Genomic DNA, 16,045 nt, shown 5'->3' on the forward strand with positions numbered 1-16,045 from the left:
AAGTTCTAGGCTCCCTGCCGGGGCGCCCTGGCGACTGGACGCGCTGTCAGCGGAGCTCCTCTTCCAGGGCATCCCAATGGGCATCCACCCAGTCGTGGATGTATTTCACCTCGTCCTCGAAGCTGTTGATGTCCGTGCGCTGGTTCCAGACCGGGAAGTGGCGATAGGCCTCGCCCCAGTGGGCTTCATCCTTCCGGGCCGCGCGGCCGACCTCGGCGGCATAGGTGTCGATGAGCCCTTGGACGACGTCCCGGTGAAGCGAGGTGTGGAGCAGCGTGTGGAATCGCTCGCGGAGGGGCTGGCGGATGGCTGGATCCTCCATCATCCGGGTCCAGATGAGGTTCTGCTCCGGGAAGGTGGCCATCGGCCACGGGGCCCGTCTCGTGGTGTCCCAGTTCTGTCCGAAGCTGGCATCCAGGTCCCAGGGGATGTACCGCCATCGCTCCGCCGCTCCTTGCGCACGGAAGTGGTAGGCGTTCTTCGTCACGGAGTCGGACAGGTCCGCCAGGTGGGCCAGCATCCACCAGTCCTCGTAGTCCTCCACTCGCATCCAGGCGCCTCGCTCCGCGCGGAAGCGCTCCGGAGGGGTATCCGCCACGAAGGCGGTGAACTGCTCGATGCTGGCGTAGGCCCCGTCTCCCATCTCGGGCTCGCCCTCCTTTTTCTCATGGCCCTGATGCAGCGGACTCTTGGGTCTGTTGAACGCATCCTGCCGGGAAAAGTTGGCGCCTGGGCCCACGGCCTTGAAGAGCTCTCCCCTGGCATCCATCCCCTGCGCCGCGAGCGAGTGACGGTCGACGTGGTCCGCCACCGTGAAGAGTCCGTGATAGCGCCCGTCCAGATAGACGACCGCGCTGAAGGTCTTCACCTGGAGGTGTTCGGAAGACATGCGGCTCCACAGGGTGAAGCCGAGCCGGGTGCGGATGTATGAATTGTCATTGAAGGGGCTGATCAACACCAGCTTGCGCCGGCCCGAGAAGCCGCCCGCGAGCAAGGGTTCGTCAAAGGTCTCTCCATCGCGGAAGTCGAGCGTGAAGCTGCGCTTGGGGAAGGCCTTGGACGTCGCCCCGCGATATCTGGCCCGGGCGACGTAGCAGCGCCCGCGATAGAAGACGCGCGCCGCCTGGTAGCCGTCATCGTCTGGCAGCGAGTCCGCCACGTAGAGGTGGAGCACCGGCAGCCCATCCTCTTCGACGTAGCTCCGCGGATCCTCACCCTGGACGGGGGGGGCTCCTTCGATTGAGGCGCCCGCGGTCCCCGTGCACTCGGGAACGGAGGTCGTCCACGAACTCTGGGGCAGGCAGGCTGGCGCGGTCGCTCCCAGCGCGAGCACCAGGCCCATGGCCACGCGCAAGGCCCCATGCCTCGCTTGTCCCATCGACCCTCCTCCGCGCCTCGAAGCCAGCCACTGCCGGGGGAAGGTGAGACAGCCCCCCTGCCGCTGCCAAGGGCGTCCTTGGGGGCATGTCGAGCGACGGCGCTGGTGGATGACCTGAAAGCGAACCCCTGGGGGGCGACCGACCGGGTCCCCGCGAAGGCCTTGCTCCCAACATATCTAAGATATATCTAAGACCTATCCAAGATGGCTCTTGAGGAGCAGAGAGGACGCACCATGCGAGGCAGACCCGGAAGAGGGCGGGAAGAGGGGGGAGGGCACTGGCACTCAGAGCGGGAGGACCACCGGGGGCCTCATGGCCATGGCGGTCGGCACCGGATGTTCGAGGGCGGCGAGCTGCGGCTCGTCCTGCTCCACCTCATCTCCCAGGAGCCCCGCCACGGTTACGACCTGATTCGCGCCATCGAGGGGTTGAGTCGCGGCGCGTACGTCCCCAGTCCCGGGGTCATCTACCCGACCCTCACCCTGCTCAAGGACATGGGCCTGGTCGGTGAGCCGGACACCGACAGCCAGCGCAAGCTCTTCTCCATCACCGCGCAAGGTCAGGCGCTGCTCCAGGAGAACGCGAGCGCCGTTGCCGGCTTGCTTCAGCGGCTCGGCGCCGCCGCGGAGGTTCGCGAGCGGACCGACGCGGCCCCGGTCCGGCGCGCCATGCACAACCTGAAGGCCGTGCTGTTCGACACCTTGTCGGCCAGCACGGACACGAAGACCCTCCACGACGTGGCCGCGCTCATCGACGAGGCCGCGCAGAAGATTGAAAGGCTGCGCTCATGAACCACCCGACCCTTCAGGACGCGGAGGCGCGAGGCGCGCCGCATCAGATGGTTCGCGTGCGCCACGAGCTGCGGCGGCGCGAGCTCACCGTCAGCGGCGTGGAGGCCCTGACCCCCCGGATGCGGCGGATCCGTTTCACGTCGCCCGAACTCGCGGGCTTCCAAAGCCCGTCGCCAGACGACCACATCAAGGTGTTCTTTCCTCGGCAGGGTGATGAAGCGGGGCCGCCGGTGATGCGTGACTTCACGCCGCGCGCCTTCGACCCCGTGGCAGGGACCCTGACCCTCGACTTCGCCCTGCACGGTGCCGGGCCCGCGACGGAATGGGCCGCGTCGGCGCAGGTCGGTCAGACGCTGGAGATAGGGGGGCCGAAGGGCTCATCCCTCATGCCCGACGACTTCGACTGGTACCTGCTGGTCGGCGATGAGAGCGCGCTGCCAGCCATCGGTCGGCGGGTGGAGACGCTGCGCCCTGGCGTGCCCGTGTCGACCCTGGTGGCCGTGGCGCGTGCGGATGAAGTGCAGCACTTCGAGACCCGGGCCGCGTGGCGGCGGGAATGGGTCGTGCGTGGGGAGCCGAGCGCTCAGGATGGACAGCACCTGCTTCGCGCACTCGCCGGATTCTCGCCTCCACCGGGGGACGGCTTCGTGTGGATCGCCGGTGAGGCTTCGCTCGTCCGCGAGGTGCGGACCCACTTCGTCGAGGAGCGCCGCCATCCGGGTGACTGGCTCAAGGCGGCGGCCTACTGGCACCGCGGCGCGGATGAGGGGCACTGATCCAGATCAGCGGTCGCTGACGGCGTAGAGAAAGCGTGCGTAGCCAAGTTCGGCGGCGCTCTTGGTGAGCTCGACATTGGCCCAGGCGACGACGTCACCGAACGGACGGTCCTGGAAGGGCCAGCGTGTTCGTCGCGGCGAGCGCAGGTCTTCGTCCGTGGTCCGTTCGAGGACGTCCTGCCATTGGCCCTTGAGCTGGCCAATCCACTCGCGGACGGCGTCGGCATTGCCGGGCCACATCACGCTCTCTCGGGAGAGGGGCCCGCCGCCGAAGGAGTGGTCGAGCACCATGGACCACCAGAAGCCGAGGTGCCACGTCAGCCACGCGAGGCTGGACGGCCCGAGGTCATAGCCCTCGTGCTCGGGCCAATCCGCGCGCCACGTTCCGTCCGGTAGCGGCTGCACGTGCAAGCCCTTGCGGGCAGGGCGCCACAGGCACTCCTCGGTCGTCAGTCCATCCAGATGGTACTGGGTGAGTGCCCACGCTGTTTCGAACTGGCGGAGCAGGTAGTCACGGGCTTCGTCGGCCATGGGAGGAACTCTGGCACAGGGGCGGTACCAGCCCCACACCGCGCGGACGACTGCCGCTCGTTCGATTCGTAGCGCATCATGCCGACCTGCCTCCCCGCGGAGGACCACTGCCGGCGCAAGCCCTGGAGAACCACGCCATGCGAATCCGAGTCCTCTTTCCCCTGTGCGTCACCGGGCTGCTGGCCTGTGCCACAGCCCCCCGTTCCACCGACGCTGCTTCGGCCGCGGTGGGTGACAGCACGCCGGTGCAGCCCTGCCCGACGCCCCCTCCGGGAAACCCCGGGGACGTGTTCATCACGGCCAACGCGGAGGGCAAGGTCCACTTCAGCACCACGACGGTGCAGGTGCAGGCCGGGCAGACCGTGACCTTCGTGTCCCAGGTGCAGCAGGACCGGTGCATCGGCGTGGCGGGCGAGTCGCTCTTCAAGGAGGGCTCGCAGAACCCGTTGCTGGTGCCTGCCTGCCAGAGCGCCTCGTGGACGCTGCGCGGCAAGGATCCACAGGGGAACCACAAGCTGTGGTCGTGCCCGATGAGCGACTGCTCGAAGTGCACGGAGCCCCAGGGCATCACCGAGACCATCAACGGCACCCTGGAAGTGACGGGGCGCGGCGAGGACTAATCGGGCGGAAGGCGCGCGAGGACGCGGCGCAGGTCCTCGCGCAGGGTGTTCGCGTCCTTCCAATGGGGGCGCGCGGTGAGCACTGCTTCGGTGAGCGACAGGCCCCGCTGGAGTTGCTCCTTCGCGTCCTGTCCATGCGCCTCCCGCGCCGTGGCCCATTCACCGAGGAAGGCACCGAAGGCCAGGCGCTGCTCCAGGTTCTCGGGCTCCAGTTCCAGGGCCTTCCGGAAGGAGTCCGCCGCGAGCTTGAAGTCCGCGTCGGATGCAGGGCCCTTCAAGGCCTTCCAGCGCGCGTCCACGGCCTGGACTTCTCCCTGCCAGCGCCACGCCTGCGCGAGCTTCGCGTTGAGCCCCAGCGCTTTCGTCAGAGCCTCCGTGGCACGTGCGGTGTCGGGCCGTGGGTCCCTGCCGCGCCTCAGCGCGAACGCGGCCAGCGTCTGGTGCACCTGCCCCAGGTTGGCCCACGGCTGCGCGATGTCTGGCAGCAGGGCGGTCGCCTGCTGGAGCGCGGCCTGTGCTTCCTTCGCGCTCGCGGTGGGGTCTTCTCCTCGCGCCAACTGCCAGGTGGCACGCCAGGCGCGGACCTCGCCCAGGTTGTTGTGCGCGAAGCCCACGGTGGGGGCCGTGGTGATGGCTTGCGTGAAGGCCCGCTCCGCTTCGTCCAACAGGGGCTCCGGCGCGTCGCCCCGGTCCCACGCCTCGCGCGCCTGGTCGAGCAGCACGGTACCCACGCCGTTGAGGAGCGGAGGCAGGCGCGGGTTGATGGCGACGCCCTTCCGGTAGCACTCCAGCGCCCTTGCGAGTCCGGGGCCCGCGTCGCCTCCGTGGTCGCGCACGCGCAGCGCGAGCGTGCGGTGGACGTCCGCCAGATAGAACCACGTCACGACGTGGCCGGGGTCCAGTTGGCTCGCGTGCTCCAGCGACCCCCGGGCTTCCTCCAGGTCTTTGTCCGGCTCCAGGGCCCGGGGATGGTTCGCGCGGTTCACGTACGCGGTGCCCAGGTTGATCCACGCCTCCGGCCGCTTCGCATCCAGACGCAATGCCTGCCGGTACGCGTCGATGGCCTTCCCCCGGAAGGGCAGTGAGTCCCCGCCGCGTCCGTCCTCGGAGTCCGCCCACACCTTGAAGACGAGGCCCAGGTCCAGGTGGAAGTCGTAGTCGCGCGCGGACTCGGGGATGGCGTCGAACGCGGCCACCGCGGCCTGGAGCTGTTCGCGCGGATCCCCGCCCCGTCCCTGCCGGTAGCGGGCCCACTGCCACCAGCCCATCGCCAGCGCATGGCGCGCTTCCACCTTGTCGGGCGCGAGCTTCAGCGCCTGCTTCGCCGCGTCGAGCGTGCGGATGAGCAGCGGTTCCACCTCGCCCCCGCTGCTGACGCGCACCTGCGCAAGCCGGCGGTGGAGGTGCGCTTCGAGCACCCATGTGTCCGCTTCATCCGGCGCCGCCACCAAGGCACGCGATACGGCCTCCATCCCTTGCGTGTACGCGGGCTGCACGTCGCCCTTCCCGGAGATTTCGAGGAGCAGGGCCTCCTGTTCCAGCTCCGCTCGCGCGCGGTGCACGGCGGACACGCTGCGTCCGATGTCGGCCGCGCTCGCGTAGGCCTGGCGCCCGGTCTCCAGGTCGCTCCGGGCCGCGTCGCGTTCGCTCGCCAGGGCGTGGCGCACGGCGCGGGCGAGCAGGATGTCGCCCCGGAGCAGCGCGGCTTCGTGGAACCACGGCAGGCGCGTACCCAGTGCGTCCAGTGACCTCAGGGCTTCATCGAAGCGGTCCTCGTAGAAGGCCCGGAGCGCGTCGGCGTATTCGGGCGCGGTCACCTCCGCGCCCTGGCCCTGCTTCAGGAACGCGAGCGCCGGGTCGCGTGAGCGGGACTGTGCTTCCTTCTGCTTCGCCTCGCGTTGAGGCGCGTCCGGGATCCGATCCGCCTCCAGCCGCTCGCGCTGATACCGATGCCCCAGCACCCGCGCGAGCGCATACGCCACGCGGGGCTCGTGGTTCCCCGCCGCCCAGGCCGCCTCCAGGTGCTGGAGCGCGGCGGCTTCGTCACCCAACGCGAGGAACCCTCGTCCCAGCGCGTAGTGGCCCGGCCCCTCCGCCACGGTGCCGGCTTCGCGCATGGACGCTTCGATGTCGCGCATGCGTGAGCGCATGGCCTCGCGGTCCGGCCGCGTGTCGTGCAGCGGCGCCTGTCCGGAGTAGCGGGCCTGGGCCTCGATGCGCTCCACGCCCTCGGTGAAACGGCGGGTCAGGGCTTCGCGACGCGAGACTTCCCGACGGGCCATCACGCCCTGGCCCACCGCGCCCGCCGCCGCGAGTCCGACGAGGCTGGCCACCGCGACCGCTCGACGGTGCCGGGCCACCCACTTGCGCACGCGGTACGCGGGGCCGGTGCGCGCGAGGACCCGCTCGCCGGCGAGGAACCGCTCCAGGTCGTCCGCCAGCGCTCGCGCGGAGTCGTAGCGGCGGGCGCGGTCCTTCTCCAGGCACTTGAGGACGATGGCCTCCAGGTCTGCGGGAACCTCGGGGGCCAGCTCGCGCGGCGGGCGGGGTTCATGGGTGGCGATGCGGCTGAACACCTCCAATCCATTGGCACCGGGGACAGGCGGTTGGCCGGTGAGCAGGTGGTACAGCGTGGCGCCCAGGCTGTAGAGGTCCGCGCGCCGGTCCAGGCGGGTGACTTCGCCCCGGGCCTGCTCGGGCGCCATGTACTGCGGCGTGCCCAGCACCGTGCCGGTGGCGGTGAAGCCTTCGCTCCCGCTCCAATCGCGCGCCAGGCCGAAGTCCATGACGTAGGGGCGCAGGGCGCCGTCCTCCGCGCGCTCCACCAGGATGTTGGAGGGCTTGAGGTCGCGGTGGACGAGCCCCGCCTGATGGGCCGCGTGCACGCCCAGCGCGGCGTCGCGCAGCACCAGGGCCTTCTGTTCCACGGACAGCAGACCGGACAGGGCATGCAGCGGCTCGCCCGCGACGTACTGCATGGCGATGTACGCGCGGCCCTGGACCTCACCGACCTCGTACACGCGGCAGACGCGCTCGTGGTCCACGCGGGCCTGTGCGCGTGCCTCGGCGACGAAGCGGCGCGACAGCTCCGGGTCCTCGTCGCGCACGAACTTCAGCGCCACGTCACGGTGCAGCCGCACGTCGTGCGCCAGGAACACGCGCCCCATGCCGCCCTGCCCGAGGAAGCGCACGGGACGGTAGCGCTCCCAGAACGGCACCGGGAAGGCGGGGCCGTCCACGCTCCTGGACGGAGCCCCTCCCGGAGGAAGCGTGTCGTCGGACATCACGGGGCGGGGGCCCGCGTCGCCGGGAGACCCCGCGACCCGGTGGGGCTGTTCCCGGTCGCTGTCGGCCCTGTCCCCACGCGGCTCGGCTGAGGCAGGGTGCTTCGTCGCCGTGGCACCGGAGGGCGATGCGTCCTCTTCCGAGGCCGCATCCGTGACGAGTTCCCGGCGCAGTGACACGAGCGAATCGACGGAGAGCCGTCCGCGCTCCACGAGGACCTGGAGCGGTGCGACACCGCGCCGCGCCGCCTCCTCGCGCAGGGCGTCCACTTCCTCGCGTGAGAGCAGGCCCTCGGCCAGGGCGAGCTTCAGCTCCGCTTCGTTCGGCTCATGCACGCGAAGATGCCCCCGTGGAACGCACAGCGTACCGGAGGGGCCGGTCGCGGCGCATCCTTCGCGGGGACGTACTCCTGGCGCGCCACGGCTTGCGGCGGCGGGCCGCCCGTTCCCAAGATGGGCGCATGAGTTCCATGTGGGTCCTCGAAACGCCGCAGCCGCCGCCCGACGCACGCATCGCGTACGGCGAGGCACCCCAGCAGTTCACCGAGCTGCGCAAACCCAAGGGCAAGGGCCCCCACCCGGTGGTGCTCTTCGTCCACGGTGGCTTCTGGCGCGCGGAGTACGGCCTGGAGCACGCGGGCCACCTTTGCGCGGACCTGGCGAAGCGTGGCTTCGCGACGTGGAGCGTGGAGTACCGGCGTGTGGGCCACGACGGCGGAGGCTTCCCCGGCACGCTGGAGGACGTCGCCTCCGCGGCGGATCATCTGGTGGACGCCGCGCCGTCGCTGGGCCTGGACCTGACGCGCGTGGTGGCCATGGGCCACTCGGCCGGCGGTCATCTGGCGATGTGGCTGGCCGCCCGTCACCGGCTCACCGCGCGTCAGCCGCTCTACCGCGACGCCCCCCTCAAGCTGAAGGGCGTGGTGTCCCTGGCGGGCGTGCTGGACCTGGCGAAGGGGGCCGCGCTGAATCTGGGCAACGGCATCGTGAAGACCTTCATGGGCGGCGCGCCGGAGCAGGTCCCCGAGCGCTACGCCGTCGCGTCCCCCGCTGCCCTCCAGCCCCTGAAGCTGCCGCAGGTGCTGCTGCACGGCACGGAGGACGACACCGTGCCCCTGGAGATCAGCGAGGGCTTCCACGCCCGGGGCGTCCAGCAGAAGGACCCGGTGCACCTCGTGCCGCTGAAGGGCGCGGGCCACTTCGAGCTCATCGACCCGCGCTCCAAGGAGTGGCCGCGCGTGGTGCAGGCCGTGCGAACCCTGCGTTGAGCGGTGGCGCGGCCTTCGGTGCCCGCCTTCGCCCGCCCCCCATGACAGCAGGCAGCCAGCCGTGCCCCCCGTGGCCCGGTTGAGGCCCGGACGGGACGCACGGGCCTTCCGCCCGGACGGGCCTTCGGATGCGCACCCTCTCCTCGGTCCCGACGCAGGGACGGGAGGAGCGTTCGCATGGCGACGATGGACGTGATGCGCGGGCCGGGGATGGAGCGGCTGTCGCGTGGGGCGAAGGAGGCCGCGAGCCACCCCTGGGCGAAGAAGCTGGGGCGGATGGGCTACGCGGCGAAGGGCGCCGTCTACGCCATCATCGGGGTGCTCGCGCTGAAGCTCGCGGCGGGCGAGGGCGGCCGCACCACGGACAGCCACGGCGCGGTGAGCACCGTGGCACATGGGCCCTTCGGCATCGTGCTGCTGTCCGTGCTGGTGGTGGGCCTGCTGGGCTTCGTCGTCTGGCGCTTCGCCCAGGCGTTCGCGGACACCGAGGACAAGGGCTCCGACGCCAAGGGCATCGCCACGCGCGCCATGTACTTCCTCAGCGGCGCCATCTACGCGTCGCTGGCCGTCTTCGCGCTGAAGACCGTGGTGGGCGCTTCACAGGGCCGGAGCAGGGGGACGCAGGGCTGGACGGCGACGCTGATGGAGCAGCCCTTCGGCCGCGTCCTGGTGGCGCTCGTGGGCCTGGGCATCATCGGCTTCGCGGTGAAGCAGTTCCACAAGGCGTGGAAGGGGAAGTTCCTGGAGAAGCTCACGCTCACCGGGCTCGCGGCCCAGCAGCGTCACTGGGTGGAGCGGGTGTCGCGCTTCGGCATCGCCGCGCGCGGCGTGGTGTTCTCCGTCATCGGCATCTTCCTGGTCCGCTCCGCCGTGGACGCGAACCCGGGAGAGGCCAAGGGCCTGGGAGAGGCCCTGGCCGTCGTCGCCCGCCAACCCGCGGGCGACGTGCTCCTGGGGGTGGTGGCGGCGGGCCTGGTGGCCTACGCCGCCTACCTGTTCCTCCAGGCGCGCTACCGGGAACTCTAGAAGCCTCTAGAAGAGGTTCCAGAGGTACTGGTTCGTCACCTCGTGATGGAACTGGATCTCCGCTTCCTTCACGCGGGTGCCCAGCTGCTTGGGGCAGCGGTCCGCGGAGCCGACCTTCAGCTCCGCGTACTTGCCCTGCACCTGCTCACCCAGCGTCTGGGCGATGAACTGGCTGCCCTTGAAGAAGCGGATCGCGTCGTAGATGTTGTCCGGCAGGAAGCGCGTGCGGCTGCGCTTGGTCTCCGCGTCCTCCTGCGGCTGCGGGCCCTCCAGGCCGGTCTTCATCAGCGTGTAGAGCACCATGTACGGGTTGGCGTCCGGCGCCACCGAACGGCACTCGACGCGCGCGCTGCGCTCATTGCCGAACGGGATGCGCACCATGGCGCCGCGGTTGTTCGCGGAGGCCTTGATCTGGTTGGGCGCCTCGTAGTGCGGATCCAACCGGCGGTACGAATTCACGCTGGAGTTGAGGACGAGGCAGATGTCGTTCGCGTTGGTGAGGATGCGGTCGATGAACTCCCACCCCATCTGCGACAGCCCGTCCTGGCCCGCCTTGTCGTGGAACAGGTTCTTGTTGTTCTTCGACAGCGACATGTTGATGTGCATGCCGTTGCCGTTCACGCCGGTGACGGGCTTGGGCAGGAAGCTGGCGGTGAGGCCCAACTGCGCGGCCACCTGACGGCAGAGCAGCTTGTAGAGCTGGATCTGATCCGCGGCGATGATGGCCTCGCTGTACGAGAAGTTCATCTCGAACTGGCTGGGCGCGACCTCCGGGTGGTCCTTCTCGTTCTGGAAGCCCATGGCGCGCTGCGCTTCGGCGGCCTTGTCGATGAAGGTGCGCAGCGCGTCGCCCGGCAGTGCGTGGTAGTAGCCGCCGATGGAGATGAACTCGAACTTGCCTTCCTCGTGGTAGTGGCGCTCGGCGTCACGGCTCTTGAAGAGGAAGCCTTCGATCTCCGGCGCCGCGTGGAACACGGTGCCGTCCTTCTGGAACAGCGCGTCGGTGGCGCGCTTGAGCTGGCCGCGCATGTCCGAGTGGTACGGCGTGCCGTCGCGCTCCAGCACTTCGCTGAACGCCAGCACCTTGCCGGGCCCGAAGATGTCCGAGGGCAGCCAGTAGAACGCGCCCCAGTCGATGTTCAGGCGCAGGTCGCTCTCCGCCTGCGCGGAGAAGCCGCGGATGGAGGAGCCGTCGAAGGTGAGGTTGTCCGCGCTCTTGAGCAGGAACTTCTTGTCGTAGTCCAGCATGTGCAGCCGACCTTCCAGGTCGGTGAAGCACACGGTGATGGCCTTGATGCGCTTCTCGTCGGTCAGGTACTTGATGCGCTCGTCGCGCATCTTCTCCGGCGACACGCGCTGGATGCGCTGTTCCTTCACCCGGAGGTTGAGCTCCTCCAGCTCGTCGTAGGGAATCTCAAGGAAGTCCCGCAGCGGCTTCTGCTCCATGTCCGTGCCTCCAGGCTGCGTCCCACTGCCGGCTTCCCGGCGAAGGGACATCAAAATCACGCGCGCAGGTATTTACATTCCGCGCGTTGAAATCAAGCCTAAATTCTGCGGACTGAAGGTTAAAGGTTGTGTCGGGACTGCCACGAACGGCCCTACGTCAAGGGACGGGAGGCTTGTCGCCCCGGCCAGTGGACAGTGCGCGCCGCGATGCGTCGTCCTCCTGTCCGCCTCTGGACGCAGGCTAGGGCAGCGGTTCCATCCCCTGCGGGGGCAGGGCGGTGCCGGCGGGCCAGAGCACGTACGCGGCCCCCCGGGAGTGCTGCCAGGCACGCCACAGTTCGGCGCGCCGGTACGTCGCGCTGGTGGTTTCGTTGGAGGAGAAAGCAGGATCATTGACGACGACGTCACCGTCGGCGGTGAAGCCCTTCACGACGATGAGGTGGCCGTCGGTGCGGCGGGAGGCGCCTCCGGAAAGCTCCCCGGGTTCGTACGCGATGCTGATGCTCACGGGGATGCCGGCGGCGATGAGGCGCTCCACGGGGGCGAACGAGTCGAAGCGGGCGACGAGTCCGTGCAGCGCGCCCTGGGACATGCCGGCGGCGTAGGCGGTGTTGAAGCTCCAGTTGCCGGTGCCCTTGTAGACCCAGTCATAGGTGTGGGCGGCGGCGGTGGGCACGGGGTGCTCCAGGTCCGCGCGGCCCAGCTTCCGGCTCCAGTAGCCCAGCAGCATGGTGGTGGACGTGGGGGAGCACCAGACCTCGCCGCCGTCGGGGTAGATCATCTGCGAGTAGCCCGGCACGTCCAGCACGGTGCCCCACGCGGTGCGGTCCGCGGTGGCATCCTCGGGCTTGCGGCGCGTGTCGGTGACGGCGGCGGCGAGCGAGCGCAGGCGCGGGCTTGCGTCCGGGCGTTCGGAGAAGAGGAACACGGTGACGCGCAGGGCGTCCGCGCGGCGCTTCAGGTTGAGCGTGTCGGTGAGCACGTTGCCGTCCGCGTCCCCCTGACCGTCCACGCTGTGGCGCGCGACGGTGTCCGCGTCGAAGGCCCAGACACCCAGCTCATAGTCCTTGGTCCAGGTGCCCTCGATGCGCGCGGCGACGGTGAGCTTCACCCACGTGCCCGGAGGCGTCTGCGCGTCGAAGGACGGCACCACGCTGTCGAAGCCGCCGGGGACGGACTGGACTTCGGAGGTGGCGGTGCCGAAGCGGAAGGTGCCGCCGTTGTAGAAGCTGCCGCCATCCAGCCAGCCGCCCGCGGGGAACGGGTCGCTGCCTTGCTTCGCGGTGGCGTCCAGCTCCAGCGCGCCGTCCGCGGCGACGCGGGTGCCGTCGCGGGTGAAGCGCGCCAGGTCGCCCGTCGCCGCGCCGCGCTGCCACAGGCGGGCGGGAGAGCCTGCTTCCGGCGTCGGCGCGTCCGGGGACGGGGACGAAGGCGAGGAGGCACAGGCCCAGACGAACGAGGCCAACAGGACGGCGGAGAAGACGCGAGCGCGGGCGTTCACGCCCGCGATTCTCTCAAACGCACGTGTGGGCTCACAAGGTGGAAACCAGGAAAGTCCGGTGGCGTACGAGTGCGCGCCCGACGTGCGGCGTCGGCTTGCGTCATCGCTTGCGCGAAGGCCGCAGGTACTTGCGGAAGAGCGGACGCAGCTTCGCGTATTGGGGCACGTGCTGGACGGCGGGGAAGGGCTTTTGCGCGTCGGCGCCGGCTTCGAGCAGGAGCGGTAGCACGCGCACTCCGGGCTCATCGAGGGCGAGGAAGAGCGGCATGACGCTGTCGGGGTGCTGGAGGTTCACGTCCATCCCGGTGCGGATGAACCGCTCCGTCGCCTCCCGGTGGCCGTGGAACACCGCTTCGTGCAGGGGCGCCCATTCGTAGGGCTTGTGGAACCCGTCCAGGGGGGCGCCCGCGGCGATGAGCACGTCCATCACCTCCACGTGGTTGTTCCGGGCCGCCAGATGGAGCGCCGTCGTCCCGGAGCGGCGGAGCTTCGCCTTCACCCTGGCTCCGTCCTTGAGCAACCGCTTCACGCGCGCGACGTTCCCGGTCGCGGCGGCTTCGTGCAGCGGGGGCAGGACGGGCGGAGGTCCTGGCTTCTTCGGGGCGGGCAGCCCGTGGGGCTGGAGGATGGGACGCAGCAGGGCGTACTTCTCATCGTTGGCGATTTCGCGCAGCAGCGTCCGGGGGATGCGCTTGAGGCGGGCGCCCGCCGCCATGAGCACCGGCACGACGTCCTCCCAGGCCTCCTCGTTCAGCAGGGCGGTGCCGAGCGGGGTGATGCCGTGCTTGCCAGGCGCATCCACCGCCATGCCCGCGCCGAGCAGCTTCTCGACGACCTTGGTGTGTCCATGGGCCACGGCGGCGTGGAGCGCCGTCCAACCGAACCGACCGTGGGGCTGGCCCAGGGGCGCGCCCGCGGCCAGGAGCACCCTGACCACCGCGACACGGCCTTTCGTCGCGGCCATGTCGAGCGGGGTCGTCCTGGAGCGGTGGACTCTTGCCCCCACGTCCGCACCCGCGGCGAGCAGCAGCTTCACGGCTTCAAGCCGACCGTTCAACGCGGCGTAGTGCAGCGCGGAGTACCCGGTGACGGGGTCCCTCGCGTCCGCGTCCACGCCGCGTGCAAGCAGGGCTCGCAGCTTCACGCAGTCGCCGTCGTCCGCCGCCGCTGACAAGCGTTGTTCATCACCAAGGACCGCGAGGGATGTCGCCGGAGGCTTCCTTCGCGGGGTGGCCTTGCGTGACGTCGGAGGCTTCAAGGGCTTCTGCGTCTTCGCGGTCATGGGGCCTGGAGGAACGTGGGGATGCAGCGCGCCCCCCTACGGATTGGACATGTCCAGGGAGCAGTCGGCCTTGTAGTGCCGCATGACGTGGTGTTCCAGCTCGCGGACCTCGCCAGTGGCGGACACCTGGGTCACGTACTGCACGATGGCCGGGCCTTCACCGCAGTCGGAGTACTTGTAGCCGATGACGTTGAACGAGCCGTCCGGATTGGCCTTCACGCCGCCTTGATCCACCTTGTCGCAGAGGAAGGCGTAGTCGGCCGCGTAGGCCAGGAACACGGCCTCCTGTTCGGTGTCGACGGTGCCCAGCAGCTCCCGGAGGGACTCCACCGTCGTGTAGAGCTTCACCTCGTCCCCGCGCGTGGTGAGGGCGAAGTATTCAGAACAGTCACCGTGGTAGCAGGACCGGTGGAACCCCGAGGTGGCTCGTGCCTCCTCCACCGCGGCCTGACAGGTGGCGACGTCGGTGGCGGTCGCGCAGGGTTCGCCCCTGGTGGCGGAGAGAAAGACGGAGGGCGGCTCCGTTGAATTCTTCTTCAGGCCGATGGAGTACAGCAGGAAGGCGTCCGGCACCGGGGAGATCCGCAGGTCATCGATGTGGGGACGGTCCCTCGTGCACGCGATCTCCGTGTAGCCCTCCACGTCCGCGAATTCAGGGCCACAGCCGGCCAGCGCCAGCGGGAGGGACATCAGCAACGGTGAGAAGACGCAGCGCCATCGGAGTGCGTTCATGGGAGGTGCTCCAGGGAAGGAGGGTTTGTTCAGGCCCAGTGCTCCTGCTCCAACGTGTCCAGGAGGCCAAGGGCGACTTCAGGCGTGGGAAGGCCCGCGGCGGTGACGAGCCCAGGTCGAGTGGCACGGCGACCTCCGCGCGCAGCAGGGCCACCGCCTGGCGTTGGGCCTCGCGCAGCGTGTCCCGCTCCTGGGAGGAGAGGCGCGATCGTGCCCATTGGTCGATGTCCCAGGAGAGGCCCGCGTGGCGCGTCTCGTCCTCGGCGATGCGGACCATGGCCTCGCGCACCTCGGTGTCCTGCGCGTGCAGGGCCTGGTAGTGGGCCACCAGCGCGCCGTACGTCTCCCTCACGCAACCCTCCACGGCATTGTCCAGGGCCACGTCGAGGAGCGGGCGCAGGGGCAGCGCGGTGACGACGGGACGCTGGGGCGTGGCACCGAAGCGACGGGCGATGCGGCCCGTCACGTCGGTGTGCATCACTTCATCCACGGCGCTGCGGCGGGCCGCGTCCTGGAGGCTTGCGTCGGCGCCGTGTAGGGCCAGCTCATCGCGCAGTCTCAGGAAGGCGTGGACGGAGGCGGCCTCCAGGTGCGCGGCCTCCGCGAAGTAGTGCCCCAGCGCGTCCGTGCCCTCTCAGGGGGACGCGTCCTGGAGCCCCGCGGGGCGCCGGCCGATGTTGCAGCTGTCGCTGCCCTTCTCCAGGACATGGCGCTCGACCTCGCGGAGCTCCCCGGCGGCGGACACCTCCAGCACGACCTGCTCCAACTGCGAGTCCTTCCCGCAGGAGAAGCCCTCGTAGGTGACGACATTGAAGGTGCCGTTCGCGTTCTTCTTCACCGCGCCCTGCTCGAGCGTCGAGCAGCTCATGGCGTGGCCCGAGGCATGGGCGAGGAGCACGGCTTCCTGTTCGGTGTCCACCGTGCCCAGCAGGGACTTGAGGGCCTCCGGCGTCGGGTGCGTCTTCACCTCATCGCCGCGTGCGGTGACCAGGAAGGTATAGGTCATGACAGTGGGGCAGAAGCCCTGGCAGGTATCGACGAAGCTCTCGGTGGTCGTCGCGTTCGCCAGGGCGCTCTGGCAGGCGGGGACGTCGGTGGCCGTCGCGCAGGGCTGGCCGGAGGTGGTGCGGGTTTGGGCGTTCGTGGGGTCGGAGGTGCTGTAGATGGAGCGAAGCTCGACGTAGTCCGGTGGGGGCGAAATCTTCAGGTCGCTGAGCACGGGGACACCGTTGTCGCAGGTGATCCGTGAGTAGCCCTCCAGGTCCGCGGAGGATCCGCAGCCCGCCAGCACCAGCGGTATGGCGAGCGAGGAGGTGCGCAGGACCCGTGAGAAGAGGTGGCGCAGTCGGAGGGTGTTCATGGGCGGCCTTTCTGGAAAGAGGTGCCGGGCGCTACAGCAACAGCGATGC

At 69.7% G+C, this 16,045-nt stretch carries 14 protein-coding genes; 5 read left to right on the top strand and 9 right to left on the bottom strand.

The window, feature by feature from the left end:
- Positions 1-46: 46 nt before the first annotated feature.
- Positions 47-1,378 carry a CotH kinase family protein gene (locus D7Y13_RS01750; RefSeq protein WP_120581975.1) on the bottom strand — a complete coding sequence of 444 codons (1,332 nt, stop codon included), beginning with the start codon at positions 1,376-1,378 and terminating at the stop codon, positions 47-49.
- 336 nt (positions 1,379-1,714) lie between these two features.
- Between D7Y13_RS01750 and D7Y13_RS01755 the strand changes: the two genes are divergently transcribed.
- Together D7Y13_RS01755 and D7Y13_RS01760 are read left to right on the top strand one after the other, a co-directional pair.
- On the top strand, positions 1,715-2,170 hold the full coding sequence (locus tag D7Y13_RS01755; RefSeq protein WP_120531536.1) for a PadR family transcriptional regulator: 456 nt from the start codon (positions 1,715-1,717) through the stop codon (positions 2,168-2,170).
- On the top strand, positions 2,167-2,946 hold the full coding sequence (locus D7Y13_RS01760) for a siderophore-interacting protein (RefSeq protein ID WP_199732646.1): 780 nt from the start codon (positions 2,167-2,169) through the stop codon (positions 2,944-2,946). The genes D7Y13_RS01755 and D7Y13_RS01760 overlap by 4 nt, the downstream gene beginning before the upstream one ends.
- 6 nt (positions 2,947-2,952) lie before the next feature.
- On the opposite strand, the gene D7Y13_RS01765 is transcribed toward D7Y13_RS01760, so the two are convergent.
- A complete protein-coding gene (locus D7Y13_RS01765) occupies positions 2,953-3,477 on the bottom strand; it encodes a DinB family protein (protein ID WP_120581974.1) in 525 nt (174 codons plus the stop codon).
- Between the two features lie 137 nt (positions 3,478-3,614).
- On the opposite strand from D7Y13_RS01765, the gene D7Y13_RS01770 reads away from it, so the two are divergent.
- Positions 3,615-4,097, top strand: a complete 483-nt coding sequence (locus tag D7Y13_RS01770; protein ID WP_147444136.1) for a hypothetical protein — start codon at positions 3,615-3,617, stop codon at positions 4,095-4,097.
- Here D7Y13_RS01770 and D7Y13_RS01775 read toward each other — a convergent pair.
- Positions 4,094-7,717, bottom strand: a complete 3,624-nt coding sequence (locus tag D7Y13_RS01775) for a protein kinase domain-containing protein (RefSeq protein WP_233595240.1) — start codon at positions 7,715-7,717, stop codon at positions 4,094-4,096. The two genes, D7Y13_RS01770 and D7Y13_RS01775, sit on opposite strands and share 4 nt — an antisense overlap.
- Before the next feature lie 125 nt (positions 7,718-7,842).
- Between D7Y13_RS01775 and D7Y13_RS01780 the strand changes: the two genes are divergently transcribed.
- Entirely contained in the window at positions 7,843-8,649 is an 807-nt protein-coding gene (locus tag D7Y13_RS01780; RefSeq protein WP_120581973.1) for an alpha/beta hydrolase family protein, read from the top strand.
- A gap of 177 nt (positions 8,650-8,826) precedes the next feature.
- A complete protein-coding gene (locus D7Y13_RS01785) occupies positions 8,827-9,675 on the top strand; it encodes a DUF1206 domain-containing protein (protein WP_120581972.1) in 849 nt (282 codons plus the stop codon).
- 6 nt (positions 9,676-9,681) lie between these two features.
- Here the strand turns inward: D7Y13_RS01785 and D7Y13_RS01790 are convergent, their stop codons facing one another.
- From D7Y13_RS01790 to D7Y13_RS47655, 6 genes are all read right to left on the bottom strand, one after another.
- On the bottom strand, positions 9,682-11,121 hold the full coding sequence (locus tag D7Y13_RS01790) for a glutamine synthetase family protein (protein WP_120531541.1): 1,440 nt from the start codon (positions 11,119-11,121) through the stop codon (positions 9,682-9,684).
- Positions 11,122-11,362: 241 nt separating this feature from the next.
- Positions 11,363-12,622: a C39 family peptidase gene (locus D7Y13_RS01795; protein ID WP_120531542.1), complete on the bottom strand. Its 1,260-nt coding sequence runs from the start codon at positions 12,620-12,622 to the stop codon at positions 11,363-11,365.
- A gap of 100 nt (positions 12,623-12,722) precedes the next feature.
- Complete coding sequence (locus tag D7Y13_RS01800) at positions 12,723-13,796, bottom strand: ankyrin repeat domain-containing protein (RefSeq protein ID WP_158620241.1); 1,074 nt, start codon at positions 13,794-13,796, stop codon at positions 12,723-12,725.
- A gap of 144 nt (positions 13,797-13,940) precedes the next feature.
- Complete coding sequence (locus D7Y13_RS01805; protein ID WP_120581970.1) at positions 13,941-14,636, bottom strand: hypothetical protein; 696 nt, start codon at positions 14,634-14,636, stop codon at positions 13,941-13,943.
- The gene (locus tag D7Y13_RS47650) at positions 14,557-15,114 is read right to left on the bottom strand and encodes a hypothetical protein (RefSeq protein WP_233595239.1); all 558 of its coding nucleotides are present in this window, start codon (positions 15,112-15,114) and stop codon (positions 14,557-14,559) included. The genes D7Y13_RS01805 and D7Y13_RS47650 overlap by 80 nt, the downstream gene beginning before the upstream one ends.
- 156 nt (positions 15,115-15,270) lie before the next feature.
- Entirely contained in the window at positions 15,271-15,996 is a 726-nt protein-coding gene (locus D7Y13_RS47655) for a hypothetical protein (protein ID WP_233595238.1), read from the bottom strand.
- Positions 15,997-16,045 lie beyond the last annotated feature (49 nt).

This window comes from Corallococcus praedator, assembly GCF_003612125.1.
Classification (GTDB): domain Bacteria; phylum Myxococcota; class Myxococcia; order Myxococcales; family Myxococcaceae; genus Corallococcus; species Corallococcus praedator.

What these genes read in the sequence shown, in the direction of transcription:
- D7Y13_RS01750 (WP_120581975.1), bottom strand. Translation starts at nt 1,378, where the DNA reads ATGGGACAAGCGAGGCATGGGGCCTTGCGCGTGGCCATGGGCCTGGTG.
- D7Y13_RS01755 (WP_120531536.1), top strand. Translation starts at nt 1,715, where the DNA reads ATGTTCGAGGGCGGCGAGCTGCGGCTCGTCCTGCTCCACCTCATCTCC.
- D7Y13_RS01760 (WP_199732646.1), top strand. Translation starts at nt 2,167, where the DNA reads ATGAACCACCCGACCCTTCAGGACGCGGAGGCGCGAGGCGCGCCGCAT.
- D7Y13_RS01765 (WP_120581974.1), bottom strand. Translation starts at nt 3,477, where the DNA reads ATGGCCGACGAAGCCCGTGACTACCTGCTCCGCCAGTTCGAAACAGCG.
- D7Y13_RS01770 (WP_147444136.1), top strand. Translation starts at nt 3,615, where the DNA reads ATGCGAATCCGAGTCCTCTTTCCCCTGTGCGTCACCGGGCTGCTGGCC.
- D7Y13_RS01780 (WP_120581973.1), top strand. Translation starts at nt 7,843, where the DNA reads ATGAGTTCCATGTGGGTCCTCGAAACGCCGCAGCCGCCGCCCGACGCA.
- D7Y13_RS01785 (WP_120581972.1), top strand. Translation starts at nt 8,827, where the DNA reads ATGGCGACGATGGACGTGATGCGCGGGCCGGGGATGGAGCGGCTGTCG.
- D7Y13_RS01790 (WP_120531541.1), bottom strand. Translation starts at nt 11,121, where the DNA reads ATGGAGCAGAAGCCGCTGCGGGACTTCCTTGAGATTCCCTACGACGAG.
- D7Y13_RS01805 (WP_120581970.1), bottom strand. Translation starts at nt 14,636, where the DNA reads ATGAACGCACTCCGATGGCGCTGCGTCTTCTCACCGTTGCTGATGTCC.
- D7Y13_RS47650 (WP_233595239.1), bottom strand. Translation starts at nt 15,114, where the DNA reads ATGCACACCGACGTGACGGGCCGCATCGCCCGTCGCTTCGGTGCCACG.
- D7Y13_RS47655 (WP_233595238.1), bottom strand. Translation starts at nt 15,996, where the DNA reads ATGAACACCCTCCGACTGCGCCACCTCTTCTCACGGGTCCTGCGCACC.